This is a genomic window from Nitratireductor sp. GZWM139 (assembly GCF_030068685.1).
Lineage (GTDB): Bacteria > Pseudomonadota > Alphaproteobacteria > Rhizobiales > Rhizobiaceae > Nitratireductor > Nitratireductor aquimarinus.
Map to the genome: position 1 here is coordinate 101,719 of NZ_JAMQML010000009.1, position 13,131 is coordinate 114,849.

A 13,131-nucleotide genomic window follows, 5' to 3' on the forward strand; every position below is an offset into this window, starting at 1 on the left:
TCGGAGCCTCCAGGGTCGAGGCGACTAATATCAGGAATGACGGCGCGGGCAAGGCCAGACCCCGCAAATGAGAGAGGCCACACCGTCACCGGCATGGCCTCCTCATGCTCATTCCCGCGCAATCCTCAGGCCGCTTCCAGCGTCGCCACCGTTTTCAGCGCGCCATCCAGCATCTCGCCCTTTTCGTCCTTGAGCGCCGCTTCACGCAGCCGGCGCAGCCAGTCGGCCGCGTCCTCACGGCCCTCCAGAAGCGTCAATCCGGACAGAACCCGGTCGAACTTGGAATGCCCGCGCACATGCGTGTCGCTATAGCCCTTGATGAGCCTGCGGCAGTTGAGAATCTCCACCGCCAGCCCATAATCGCGTCGCGCCGTATCAAGCGCCAGCGCATACCAGCGGTCCAGATGCTCCTTCTCGACCTGATGGCGCAGGAGCGACCGACGCCAGGGCCGCAGCGTTCCAATCACCCACAGCGCCCCGAAGCCGAACAGGCTGTCTGTACGGATGCGCCGGCCGCGATTGATGCGACGGTCGACCCATTTCGAAAGACCCGGCCGGTTTTCGATGAAACGCCCCAGCCCCGTGGGCAGCGTGCCGCAGAACTCTTCGACGCGCGGATGGAAGAACTCGGTCACCTGCAGCACATTGGCGTCGCCGACCTTCATTTCCTTTCGGATGCGCTCGGCCCGCGCCGTGCGCGTCTTCAGATCCGCCACGCGCAAAATGTCGTCATAGCACATGGCGTTCGCCACATGCTTTGCAGCGGCCTCGCCCAGCGCGTGGTCCTTCCCGGCGCTGTCCAGCACCAGCGCCTGATCGAGCCTGTCCAGATACTCCGCGCCATAGGCGAGATCCTGATAGTCGACCACCTTGCGCAGCCCGGCGAGCGCCATCGCCCTCACCGGTTCGGGATAGGCATCGGCGCGCGCTGCCAGCGCGTTCCACGCGGCAACCAGCCGCTCCGGGCCGGCAACGGCGATCCCCTGCCCGGCCGGCGGCGCATCCTGAACAACCGCAGAAGCGTCTTCACCGGCAACCGTGCGCTCGAACGCCTTGCCGAAGGCAGCCAGGCTGGCCTTCACGCCGCGTCCGGAGGCCTCGATGGTCTCTTCATAGCTCTCGCGCGCAAACGGCAATGCGCCGGAACCGGCCAGCGCGCCGAACAGGCTCGACGAGATCACCGACCCAGCCTCGACAGCCACCTTTTCCATGTCGAAGCAGATGTAGCGGCTGGCCGCCTCACGCGCGTTCTTATGAACGGTGGGCGAGTCCGCGCGGCCGTCACCCGGCTCGATCTTCTCCGACACGGCAGCGATGCGGTGCGCCGAGGCGATCAGCGTCGTGCGGTCGGGCGTCACGAAACCGCGCATCACCGCACGGCCCGCCTCCATCAGCTCGGCGGCAATCAGGATGTCGATGTCGCCCTGTGCCGGAGCCAGCGAAAAGACCGGACGGCGGCCGGTGTCGGGACACATCTCGACATAGTAGATCGTCGCGCCGGTGCGCTGGGCCACGCCGGCAACGGAGGTTGCCTGGGCGAGATATCCGTTGCGCTCGGCAACATCGGTGATCCAATTGGTCAGCACACCGCCGCCCTGCCCGCCAACGGCGAGAATGGCGAGCTTGATGATCTTCTGGTCTTCGTTTGCTTTCATCCGTTTGGCCATGGGTCTCAAGCCTCTCCGAATGTCAGACGCCGCTTCTCACGGCGTGTTTGCAGGAAGCCCGTCACGCGGCGACGCAGCCTGTCGGCAAACCGGTCCCACGAGCCGGGATTGTGCACCACATCGGCGCGGTAGAAGGAGGGACACAGCACCGCCGCGTCGGCCACTTCGCCGCAATTGCCGCAACCGACACAGGTGTGGTCAATGGACGCCACCGGATCATCACGCAGCGGGTCATCCAGCTTCTTGACCGAGAGCGACGGACAGCCCGACAGCCGCATGCAGGCGTGATCGCCGGTGCACACATCCTCGTCCACGCCGAAGCGCGGCTTCACCACACGCTTGCCGCCGGAGATCGCCTTGGCGGTCTGCGGCTTTTCGCGACGCTGCCTGTTGAGCATGCATTCGGACGACGCGACGATAACCTTCGGTCCCTTCTCCTCCGTCGTCAGCGCCTCGCGCAGCGCAGCGCGCACCTTGGTCACGTCATAGGTGCGATCGATATGCCGAACCCATTTCACGCCCATGCCCTTCACGGCATCGGTGATCGGATGCTGGGTCGACTTGGTGGGATTGTCGGCGCGCGAGGAAAGCACGTCCTGCCCGCCCGTGGCCGCCGAATAGAAATTGTCCACCACAACGATCACGCCGTCATTCTGGTTGAACACGGCATTGCCAATGGAGGAGGTCAGACCGTTGTGCCAGAAGCCACCATCGCCCACAAAGGAGATGGAGCGGCGCTTGGCGTCAGGCGAATTGAAGGCCGAGGCGGAGGCCGGGCCGAGACCATAGCCCATGGTCGTCGCCCCCAGCTCGAAGGGCGGCATGATCGAAAACAGATGACAGCCGATATCCGACGAGATGTGGTGCGGTCCGAGTTCCTTTTCGATCAGCTTCGTCGCGGCGAAGATCGGCCGTTCCGGGCAGCCGGTGCAAAAGCCCGGCGGACGCCCCGGCACCACCTTGGCGAGATCCGCCGCCAGCGTGTTCTCTCCCGACGCATTGGGCGCCAGCACCTGCGCGGCCAGAAGCTCCGGCGCGTTGGCGCGCAGATAGGCGCTGATGCCGTCCAGCATCACCTGCCCGGTGTATTCGCCGGCCATCGGCAGAATGTCCTTGCCGAGGATGCGCGTGTCGAGCCCCTTCTTGTGCATCAGCGAGGCAATCGCCTGCTCGAGATAGTTGGGCTGCCCCTCCTCCACGATCAGGATCGAATCCTTGTCGGCGCAAAAGTCGATCACTTCATCGTCGATCAGCGGATAAACCGCATTGAGCACATAGAGCGGCACATCCGTTTCGCCGTAGACATCGGCAAGACCGATGCGCTGCAGCGCACGAATGACGCTGTTGTACATGCCGCCCTGCAGGATGATCCCGGCCTTGCCCCGGTCGGGACCGAAGAACTCGTTGATCCTGCGCGAGCGGATGAAATCGACCGCAGCCGGCATGCGCTTTTCCACCTTCTCCTTCTCATGCAGGAAGGAGGCCGGCGGCAGCACGATGCGGTTGGTGTCGCGGCGCGGGTTCTCCAGCGCGTCGGCCACGGTCATCCAGGGCCGTTTGTTTTCCTTGGTCTCGAAACTGCCGGTCACATGGCAGCTGCGGATGCGCACCATCAGCATGACCGGTGTGTTGGACGCCTCGGAAAGCTCGAACCCGTCTTCGACCGCCTTCACGATGGACCGCAGGTTGGGCCGCGGGTCGAGCAGCCAGACCTGGCTCTTCATGGCGAAGGGGTGGCTGCGCTCCTGCATGATCGAGGAGCCTTCGCCATAGTCCTCACCGACGATGATCAGCGCACCGCCCGTCACGCCGCCGGAGGCGAGGTTGGCAAGCGCATCGGAGGCGACGTTCAGGCCGACCGACGATTTGAAGGTGCATGCGCCGCGAATGGGATAGTGAACCGAAGCCGCCAGCATGGCGGTCGCCGTCGCCTCGGAGGCACTTGCCTCGAAATGCACGCCAAGCTCGCCCAGAATGTCCTGCGCGTCGGCAAGCACGTCCATCAAATGGCTGATCGGCGCGCCCTGATAGCCACCGACATAACCCACGCCACACTGCAGGAGCGCCTTGGTGATGGCCAGAATGCCCTCGCCGTGAAAGGTCTCACCGGCCCCGAGGCGAAGCTTCTGAACCTCCTTCACGAACGAACGTTCTGCCATGGTGCATTCTCCCGTCTCATGCGCCGGGGTTGATCGCCCTCAAGCGCAATCTGCTAGAAATCGTGTTGTCGGATGTTGCCCAGTATTTTCTGAAGCGTGGCGATGAAGGCGGAATACTCCGCCTCGTCGATGTCGTTGAACATCTCGGCAAAGGCGTCGTGCATGGCCGGCCATGCACGGTTGAACTCCTCACGCCCCTTGTCGGTCAGAAAGATGTGTCGCGTGCGGCTGTCATCCTGACAGGCTTCGCGCCGCACCAGCCCCTGCGTTTCAAGCGCGTCGAGCGTCCGGCTCATGGTCGACTGTTCGATGACAGTGTAGACCGACAATTCGTTGATCGACATCCCGTCGCCAACCATCAGAACCGCCAGTGCGCGCGCCTGCGGAACGGTCAGCCCCTGCTCCCGTAAATCATGGCGCAGCGTCGCGTTGTAACGCCCCATGATCCGGTTCATCAGATAGGGTGCAAAGTGCTGAAGCCCCATCTGGCCCAGCGTTGCGATCCTCGGGGTCTTGCCGTCCTGCCGTTCGTCCATCAGAGCTTCTCCGCCAACAGATGCTCCGAACCGCCAGCCGGCTTTCCGCTCAGCCCCGCACCCTGCCGGATGGACCCGCCAATGGATATCCGCCGATCACGACCAGACCTGAGAAGCCCACGCCACCGAGAGGACGCAGCACGGGCTGCAAAAGAGCCCATCGCTTCGAGGTCTGCCGGCACAGATGCGCCGTGGTCGATGATCGTGTTTGATGAACTGCCGATATGCCGGTTCGAAATTGCTTCAACGCGGCCTGCATAGGCCTCGCGCTGCGCGTCTGTCCATTCCCCGTTGGTCGGACCCTTCGGCTTTCCAGCCTTATCACCCGTCACATGGCAGCGCGCCCTGGAATGGCGGCGCGACACCCAGGCGCGACCGCACGGATATACGGTCGCGTGAAGCGCCTTTACGACGCTGCCATGGAAGTGTGTTTCGGATCCGCTCATCGGAAGCTCCGGCTCAGTTCCTGGAGACCAGCGCCAGAACACGGCACGGGCTGCCGGTGCCCTGCTCGATCTTGAGCGGCGCGGCGATCAGGATCGCCCCCTTGGGCGGAAGCCTGTCGAGATTGGCAAGGCTGGCCAGCCCATAGCGGTTTGCCTTATGAAGCAGATTGTGCGCGGGAAATGGCGGCTCCATGCCACCGGCCTGCCCGGCATCGGTTCCGATGGTCTCGCTGCCCCAGCCAACAATCCCCTTCTCAAGAAGATATTCGATGGCTTCTGCAGTCGGGCCCGGCGAATGCGGGCCAGTCTCGTCCGCATTGAGAAACGCCTCTTCCGAGCCGTTGCGCTTGTACCAGTCGCTGCGCAGCACCACCCACTCACCGGGGCGAATGTCGCCGTGCTCGGCTTCCCATGCCTTGATGTGATCCACCGTCAGCAGGAAATCATTGTTCTCTGCGGCCTCGGCGGAACAGTCGATGACATTGACCGGCGCAACAAAATTCTGCGGTTCAATCGTGTCCGTTGTTGCATTGGGATGGTCCCGCCCGGTGATCCAGTGGGTCGGCGCATCAAAATGCGTGCCCGAATGCTCACCGAGTTTCAGCCAGTTCCATGCCCACCAGGGGCCATTGTCATCATAGGCCGAGATCTTGTGGATCTCGATTTTGGGCGTATCGACCGCAAGCTCTGGCGGGAGCTTCAGAAGCGGGGTTTTCGGGCCAAGTACGGCGGCCAGGTCAACGACCTCCACCTCGCCGGAAAGCAATTGGCTCGCAAGCTCACCAATGACGGACTTGCTCATGTTTCTCCTCCCAGAGATATGTAAGAGCACAGACATCCTCCCTGTGCTCTCTTCTGACCTAGACCAAAAAGAATGCATTTGCAAATATCTTTAGGCTGACGAAACCCTTGAAATGGGCGAGCGTCCTGCATCAAAAGCGCAAATGCATGTGATGACACGCATCTTCAAAGCTGATTCGCAGTCAGAAAGACGATCAAGGCCCGAAGTCAGCCTCTTCGGAAAAGCCTGCGTCAGCCGAGCATGGTTTCACATGAAACATGCATCTGAATTGGGTCGGGAAACACGCCCTGCCCCTTCGCAGATCCGGTTCGCGACACGCCACCCATACTGGAATTCTCCGTCGGTTATCTCTTCAACCAGCACTGCCAGGCTTCTCCGCGCGGCACACACAAACTGGACGGTGCGCAATCTGCGTCTTTCAACTTTCTCTGGGTGCTCGGCCGGCCTTGCTGTGATATTCAGCCGACATGGCACAGAAGAAAGCGCATGAAGTCGACCGCTGGCTTGCTCGCCCCGAGCAGACCTACCGTATCGTCCTGATCTACGGGCCCGATCGTGGCCTGGTCAGCGAACGGGCGAAGCGTTATGCGACCGGAACGGGATTGCCGCTGGACGATCCCTTCACCGTCGTGCGCCTTGAAGCCAGCGAAGTGGAGCAGCAGCCGGGCCGGCTTGCCGATGAGGCGCAGACGGTTCCCATGTTCTCCGATCAACGCCTGATCTGGGTGAAGGGCGCCGGCAATCACAAGGCATTCGTCGCCGACGTCACCGCGCTGAACAGCAATCCCCCGACCGATTGCACCATCCTGATCGAGGCCGGCGACCTTAAAAAAGGCTCGTCGCTGCGCTCGGCTGCCGAACGCGGCGCAAGTGCAATGGCCCTTCCCTGCTATGCAGACGATGGGCGCGGCGTCGACGCCGTCATTGATGAAGCGCTCGGCGCGGCGGGGCTGAAAATCTCGCTTGAAGCGCGCCAGCTCCTCAAAGCCAATCTCGGCGGAGACCGGCTCGCCACCCGTGGTGAACTGGAGAAGCTTGCGCTTTACTGCAAGGGTGCAACGGAAGTCACGCCGGAAGACATACGCTCACTCATCGGCGACGTGGCCGGACTGAGTACGGATGAAGCGGTTGATGCGATCATTTCCGGGCGTTTTCAGGCGTTCGACAGCGCCTTCCGGCGCTTTGTTGCCGCTGGAAACCCGCCCTTCCTCGTGCTCTCCGCCACATTGCGGCAGGTGCACGCCCTGCAGATCATGCGTCAGGCAATGGACAGCCAGGGCGTCTCGGCCAGTTCCGCCGTTGCCGGCGCAAGACCGCCGGTGTTCTTCTCGCGTCGCAAGACGGTGGAGACAGCGCTTGGCCGCTGGAACAGCACCGCTTTGAAGAACGCCGCCGACCGCCTGCAGGCAGCCATCCTGCGCACACGGCAAAAGCCAGCCCTTGCCGTTCCTCTGGCGCGACAGGCCCTTCTCGCCCTCACGGTCGAAGGCGCGCGCGGCCGGCGCTAACCGGCCGCATATCACTCAAATCATTGGTATTTCCAGAGCAGAAGACCGGCAACCGAACCCCGGTCTCGGGTCATGCCGATGCTCACCAATAGCGCGGATCAGCCCTCCTGCGTCCTCATGGACGCACGGCAATCCAGTTCTGCAAACAGGCCCTTGGCTACTGCTTCAGGAGACGGCAAAGCTCGTCGAGCTGTTCCAGCGAGCGATAGGCAATCCGCATTTCGCCGCCACGCTGCTTGTGATTGATCACGACCTTGAGCCCTGTCTGATCGCTCAGAAGCTTCTGGAGGGCCAGCGTGTCCGCGTCCTTTTCCTTCTTCGGCTCACGCTCGGCCTTGCCTTCCTCCGCCGGCGCTGCGGCCAGAGCCTCTGCCTGGCGGACGGAAAGCCCGTCCTCAATGATACGCAGAGCAAGCGCAACCGGGTCCTGCGCCGTTACCAGCGTACGCGCATGGCCAGCGGACAGCGATCCATCGACAATGAGATCCGCCACGGCTTCCGGCAGTTTGAGCAGACGAAGCGTGTTCGCCACATGGCTGCGGCTCTTGCCGATCACCTGGCCGAGATCCGCCTGCGTATAGCTGTGCTCATCGATCAGCTGCTGATAGCCGCGCGCTTCTTCGATCGCGTTCAGGTCCGCGCGCTGCACGTTCTCGATGATGGCCAGCTCTAGCGCGGCCTTGTCATCCACCTCGCGCAGGATGACCGGAACCTCGGTCAGACCTGCCCGCTGTGCGGCGCGCCAGCGGCGTTCACCCGCAATGATCTCAAACCGGCCCGGCGCATCGCCGGAACGAACCACCACAGGCTGCACGATGCCATGCTCACGGATCGACTGGGCGAGATCACCCAGATCACCCTCGGCAAAGAGCCGGCGGGGGTTGCGCGGGTTTGGCGAAATGAACTCGATTGGCACGGAGCGATCCGCGCGCACCGCTTCCTTCTGCTCGGTATCCGGCTTGTCCATCTCCCCGATCAGAGCGGCCAGACCGCGCCCCAGACGCTTGCGTGAAGGATCTTCGTTCATGTCAAAACACCATCAGCCACAAAACTCATTTAACCGCCCGCCCGATGAAATCGAACTCAGGCAGCCTGCAACCGCCGTTCACGACGGATCACTTCAGAAGCCAGCTGTAGATAAGCCTGGCTACCGCTGCATTTCAGATCGTAGAGCAACGCAGGCTTCCCATAGGACGGCGCCTCGGAAACACGCACATTGCGCGGAATAACCGTGTCGTAGACGGTCTCGCCCATATGCGCCCGCACATCCGCCACCACCTGGTTGGCGAGATTGTTGCGCTGGTCGAACATGGTCAGGACAATGCCCTGAATGCCCAGATGCGGATTGATCGAGGCACGCACCTGCTCAACCGTCTCAAGAAGCTGGCTCAGCCCCTCCAGCGCGAAGAACTCGCATTGCAGCGGAACCAGAATGGAATCGGCTGCCGCCATTGCATTCAGCGTCAGAAGGTTCAGGGATGGCGGGCAATCCACCAGAACATAGGAATAAGGAATTCCGTCCTGATTCAATGCGTTGCGCAGTTTCAGAACACGGTCAGGCGCGCTCGAAATTTCCATTTCAATGCCCAGAAGATCGAGCGTCGAAGCCACGATCGAGAGACCGGGAACAGCGGTTTCCATAGCCGCTTCCATGATGCCTGCCCCACCGGTCAACACATCATAGGACGAAACGAGACGCTTCTGACGGTCAATGCCCAGCCCGGTGCTGGCATTGCCTTGCGGATCAAGATCGACGACCAGAACGTTTTCGCCAATCGCGGCAAGCGCGGTTGCCAAATTTATGGCTGTGGTTGTCTTGCCAACCCCGCCCTTCTGGTTTGCGACTGTGATGATTCGCGTACCGCTATTCATCGCTGCTGCTACCTCGAATAGACTCGACTGAAAGGTTCCGCGACGACCCCGGCTAAAGCCGAACAGGATTCTTCACTTCGAGAATGATGGCTGCCGCATCGACCTTGTCTTTGTGTTCTACCAGATCGAACCGCCACGCGTTACCGCTTTCTTCCACTTCCCTCCGGTAATCCCGGCCTTTGTGAAAGAGCGCCCGCGCACCCTGGCTCAACCAGGGCTCTGTCAGCTCGAGAAGCAGCGAAAGCGGAGCCAAAGCCCGTGCCGTAACGATCTCCGGGGCCTCGATAAGGCTGTAGCAGTCTTCGATTCGCTTCGCGTGAACCTTTGGCCGAACCCCGACCTCGTTGAGCGACGAGACAAGAAAGGCTGCTTTTTTGCGGTTGCTTTCAACCAGATGGACTTCAGCGCCCGGCTTTTCAGCAAGAAGGATTGCCATTACCGCGCCGGGAAAACCGCCGCCCGACCCGACATCGAGCCATTTCCGCGCATCCGGTGCGAGTCGCAAAAGCTGCGCGCTATCCAGGATATGACGCTCCCACAAGGTCTCAAGCGTTGACGGAGCGGCCAGATTGATTCGTCTCGACCAGCGTCGGAAAACTTCCTCAAACGCAACCAGACGATCAAATGTTTCACGTGAAACTGGACCAGCGATTTCCACAAGCTGATCGAAACGCGATGTCGCCATTATGCAGCGCCCCGCTCGGTCTCAAACTGGCGCAGCGTGGCGATGATCAGTGCCAGAGCTGCCGGTGTCATCCCATCGATCCGCTGGGCGTCTGCAATGCTCCGCGGCCGCCGGGCCGCAAGCTTCTGCTTGAGCTCATTGGACAATCCCACAATCGTATCGAACGTCATATCATCCGGTATGAGCCGCGCTTCTTCTCGCCGCAGCATCGCGGCGTCACTTCCCTGCCGTTCAAGATAGACGGCGTATCGCGCCTCCGTCTCGACGAGCTCCGCGAGCTTCGGAGGGATAGAGGAGAAGTCATTCCAGATGGTAGTAAGTCGGCTCATATCGATATTTGGATAGGACAAGAGATCGTAGGCGGAGCGCCGGACACCGTCCTTGTTCAGCGCTATGCCATGACGCTCGGCTTCATTGGGGCTCAGGTCACGGCTCTTGATCAGCGCTCGCGCATCGTCCAGCGTCGTCTGCATCTCGCTGAAGCGCTTCCGTCTCTCTGACGACGCAATGCCCAGTTCAATGGCCAGAGGCGTCAGGCGCATATCCGCATTGTCTGCCCGCAGCGACAGGCGATATTCCGCGCGCGAGGTGAACATGCGATAGGGTTCACTCACACCGCGCGTCACCAGATCGTCGATCATCACGCCGATATAGGCATCCGCTCGGCCGAGGGTGATCATGCCGGTGCCGGACGCCGACCGCGCTGCATTGATGCCGGCAAGAATCCCTTGGGCTGCAGCCTCTTCATAACCGGTCGTGCCGTTGATCTGTCCCGCCAGGAACAGCCCCTTCACCCGCCGGGTCTCAAGCGTCGGTTCGAGATCTCGCGGATCCACATGGTCATATTCAATCGCATATCCCGGCTGAAGCACCACGGTCTCAGCCAAGCCGGGAATGGTCTTGAGAAGCGCGACCTGCGCATCTTCAGGCAGCGAAGTCGAAATACCGTTCGGATAAACCGTGTGGTCATCGAGACCTTCCGGCTCCAGGAATATCTGATGCCCTTCCCTGTCGCCAAACTTGACGATCTTGTCTTCAATGGACGGACAATAGCGCGGTCCGATTCCGTCAATCGCGCCGGAGTACATGGCCGAGCGATGCAGATTGTCCCGGATCACCTGGTGGGTTTCCGGTGTCGTTCGCGTGATGCCGCACTCTATCTGCCGATTCACAATCCTGTCTGTCAGCAGGGAGAATGGTGTCGGATTGTCGTCCGCTGGCTGCATGTCGAGCGATGCCCAGTCAATCGTACGACCGTCCAGCCTGGGCGGGGTCCCCGTCTTCAAACGCCCGAGCCTGAAGCCAGCCGCTTCCATAGAGAGCGACAGGCGCTCGGCAGCCTGCTCATTCATGCGCCCCGCCGGTATCGTCTTTTCACCGATGTGGATGAGGCCGCGCAGAAACGTACCAGTGGTCAACACAACAGAGCCACAGTTGAGATGACGCTCTCCGGACACAACAACCCCCGTGACCCGCCCCGCATCAATGACCAGTTCCAGCGCCTCGCCTTCGATCACTTCGAGATGCTCTTGAGAACGGATCGCCTCCTGCACAGCAGACCGATAGAGCTTGCGATCTGCCTGTGTACGCGGACCGCGAACTGCCGGACCCTTGCGGCGATTGAGTAAACGAAACTGAATGCCGGCGGCGTCTGCCGCACGTCCCATAATGCCGTCCAGCGCATCGACTTCCCGAACAAGGTGCCCCTTGCCAAGCCCACCGATTGCCGGGTTGCAGGACATCGCGCCGATGGTATCGAAGCGAAGTGTAACCAGCGCGGTCTTTGCACCGCTGCGCGCAGAGGCGGATGCCGCTTCAGCGCCGGCGTGCCCGCCGCCGATCACAATCACATCAAAGGTTTCATTCGTCATTATTCATATCCATCTGCTCTGCGCAAACGTCTCGACCAGAGAAGAAAGCTGGCTGGATTTAAGGACATTGGCTTTGGGACGTTGGATGACATGTCCTTTTCCAACCCATCAGTCAAGAGATTTGAGGTCGATGGGTTTCACGTGAAACAATGAGTCAAGACTGTTCAATCTCCTATCCCGTGTTTCACGTGAGTCATTTGCCAATACAGAACTGCGAGAAAATCGTGTCGAGGAGGTCCTCGACATCAATGCTTCCAGAGATGCGTCCCAGCGCATCTGCAGAAAGTCGCAGCTCTTCCGCGCGCAGTTCGAGTGGTGTGTCCTCGGACGCAATTGCTGTCTGAGCATGACGTGCGGCTTCTTCGATCAGCTGTACGTGACGCTGTCTGAAAGGCAGGATCTCTGTCGCATTCCGGGTCGCATCCCCCACCCGCTGACGTAGTTCTGCCAGAAGAGCATCGATCCCTTCACCGGATTTGACCGAGATCTCAAAGTCGTAGTCCCGCTGATTTCGATCTTTGGCCGGAAGATCAGCCTTGTTTCCGACCCGTAGAGAAGGTGCATCGGCCGGTGCTTCCACAGTGTCTTCAGCAGACATGTCTTCGAGAACAAGGATCAGATCCGCGTCTTTCGCTCTGCTGATCGCGCGTTCGATCCCGAGTGCTTCAACGCGGCCGGGGTTCTCCCGAATGCCAGCCGTATCCGTCAGGATCACTTTCGCACCGTCAATATCGAGTGCGGTCTCCAGCGCATCGCGCGTGGTTCCTGGCTCATCCGTCACGATGGCGATATCGCGTTGGGCAAGCGCATTGAGAAGGCTGGATTTTCCGGCATTGGGCGCACCGAGAATCACGACGCGGTATCCCTCCCTGATGATCTCGGCATTCCGATATCCGGCGGCATGCGTCCGCAAGGATCGGTGCAACGCAGTGACATCGTTCCAGACCTGCTCCGCAACCGAACCCGGAACGTCTTCCTCATCCGAGAAATCAAGCTCTGCCTCGATCATGGCGCGGGCCTGAATAAGTGTCCTGCGCCAGCCATCGTAGAGTGCGCGATGCCGTGTCTCCGCATTGGCCAGCGCAAAGCGGCGCTGCGCTTCTGTTTCTGCGGCAATCAGGTCGGAAAGCGCTTCTGCTTCCGTGAGGTCGAATTTTCCGTTCAAGAAGGCGCGTCGGGTAAACTCTCCGGCTTCTGCCAGACGAAACCCTGCAAAGCCGGACAGCGCGTCAAGCACTGCCTGAACCACGGCGCGTCCACCATGCAGATGCAGCTCCGCACAATCTTCACCTGTGAAACTGTGCGGAGCCGGAAAGAAGAGAACAAGCCCCCGATCGAGAAGCACGCCGTCACGGTTGTGAATCCCGCGCAACGCAGCCTGTCGCGCTACAGGCAAGGCACCCGCCATTTCCTCAAGGGCCTGACGGGTGCCTTCGCCGGAAAGCCGCACAACGGCGACCCCCGATGGCAGTCCACCGCTGGAAAGTGCGAATATCGTTGCCCGCATCTGAATTGCCCTTACGTCCAAAGCGCCCTACCGTGCCGGTAGATATTTTCCATAACGATCCGATGTGCAAGGAATCCT

At 61.0% G+C, this 13,131-nt stretch carries 11 protein-coding genes; 1 reads left to right on the forward strand and 10 read right to left on the reverse strand.

The window, feature by feature from the left end; all coding sequences use genetic code 11:
- Positions 1 to 125: 125 nt before the first annotated feature.
- From NDI72_RS12770 to NDI72_RS12790, 5 genes are read right to left on the reverse strand one after another with little or no spacing between them, the layout of a single operon-like run.
- Positions 126 to 1,655, reverse strand: a complete 1,530-nt coding sequence (locus NDI72_RS12770; protein WP_283800627.1) for an indolepyruvate oxidoreductase subunit beta family protein — start codon at positions 1,653 to 1,655, stop codon at positions 126 to 128.
- Positions 1,656 to 1,672: 17 nt separating this feature from the next.
- The gene (locus tag NDI72_RS12775; RefSeq protein WP_283800628.1) at positions 1,673 to 3,826 is read right to left on the reverse strand and encodes a thiamine pyrophosphate-dependent enzyme; all 2,154 of its coding nucleotides are present in this window, start codon (positions 3,824 to 3,826) and stop codon (positions 1,673 to 1,675) included.
- Between the two features lie 53 nt (positions 3,827 to 3,879).
- On the reverse strand, positions 3,880 to 4,362 hold the full coding sequence (locus NDI72_RS12780; RefSeq protein ID WP_113153608.1) for a MarR family winged helix-turn-helix transcriptional regulator: 483 nt from the start codon (positions 4,360 to 4,362) through the stop codon (positions 3,880 to 3,882).
- A complete protein-coding gene (locus tag NDI72_RS12785) occupies positions 4,362 to 4,808 on the reverse strand; it encodes a hypothetical protein (protein ID WP_283800629.1) in 447 nt (148 codons plus the stop codon). The genes NDI72_RS12780 and NDI72_RS12785 overlap by 1 nt, the downstream gene beginning before the upstream one ends.
- 13 nt (positions 4,809 to 4,821) lie before the next feature.
- Complete coding sequence (locus NDI72_RS12790) at positions 4,822 to 5,610, reverse strand: cyclase family protein (protein ID WP_206548076.1); 789 nt, start codon at positions 5,608 to 5,610, stop codon at positions 4,822 to 4,824.
- Between the two features lie 467 nt (positions 5,611 to 6,077).
- Between NDI72_RS12790 and holA the strand changes: the two genes are divergently transcribed.
- Positions 6,078 to 7,118 carry a DNA polymerase III subunit delta gene (gene holA / locus NDI72_RS12795; RefSeq protein ID WP_206548077.1) on the forward strand — a complete coding sequence of 347 codons (1,041 nt, stop codon included), beginning with the start codon at positions 6,078 to 6,080 and terminating at the stop codon, positions 7,116 to 7,118.
- Positions 7,119 to 7,275: 157 nt separating this feature from the next.
- Here holA and NDI72_RS12800 read toward each other — a convergent pair whose 3' ends face one another.
- The 5 genes from NDI72_RS12800 to mnmE form a co-directional block, all read right to left on the reverse strand.
- On the reverse strand, positions 7,276 to 8,145 hold the full coding sequence (locus NDI72_RS12800) for a ParB/RepB/Spo0J family partition protein (RefSeq protein ID WP_206545579.1): 870 nt from the start codon (positions 8,143 to 8,145) through the stop codon (positions 7,276 to 7,278).
- A gap of 56 nt (positions 8,146 to 8,201) precedes the next feature.
- Positions 8,202 to 8,990 carry a ParA family protein gene (locus NDI72_RS12805; protein WP_206545578.1) on the reverse strand — a complete coding sequence of 263 codons (789 nt, stop codon included), beginning with the start codon at positions 8,988 to 8,990 and terminating at the stop codon, positions 8,202 to 8,204.
- Positions 8,991 to 9,042: 52 nt separating this feature from the next.
- Positions 9,043 to 9,675, reverse strand: coding sequence for a 16S rRNA (guanine(527)-N(7))-methyltransferase RsmG (gene rsmG, locus NDI72_RS12810; protein ID WP_206553300.1), 633 nt, complete (start codon positions 9,673 to 9,675; stop codon positions 9,043 to 9,045).
- On the reverse strand, positions 9,675 to 11,546 hold the full coding sequence (gene mnmG / locus NDI72_RS12815) for a tRNA uridine-5-carboxymethylaminomethyl(34) synthesis enzyme MnmG (protein WP_283800630.1): 1,872 nt from the start codon (positions 11,544 to 11,546) through the stop codon (positions 9,675 to 9,677). The genes rsmG and mnmG overlap by 1 nt, the downstream gene beginning before the upstream one ends.
- Before the next feature lie 193 nt (positions 11,547 to 11,739).
- Positions 11,740 to 13,053 carry a tRNA uridine-5-carboxymethylaminomethyl(34) synthesis GTPase MnmE gene (gene mnmE / locus NDI72_RS12820; RefSeq protein ID WP_283800631.1) on the reverse strand — a complete coding sequence of 438 codons (1,314 nt, stop codon included), beginning with the start codon at positions 13,051 to 13,053 and terminating at the stop codon, positions 11,740 to 11,742.
- Positions 13,054 to 13,131 lie beyond the last annotated feature (78 nt).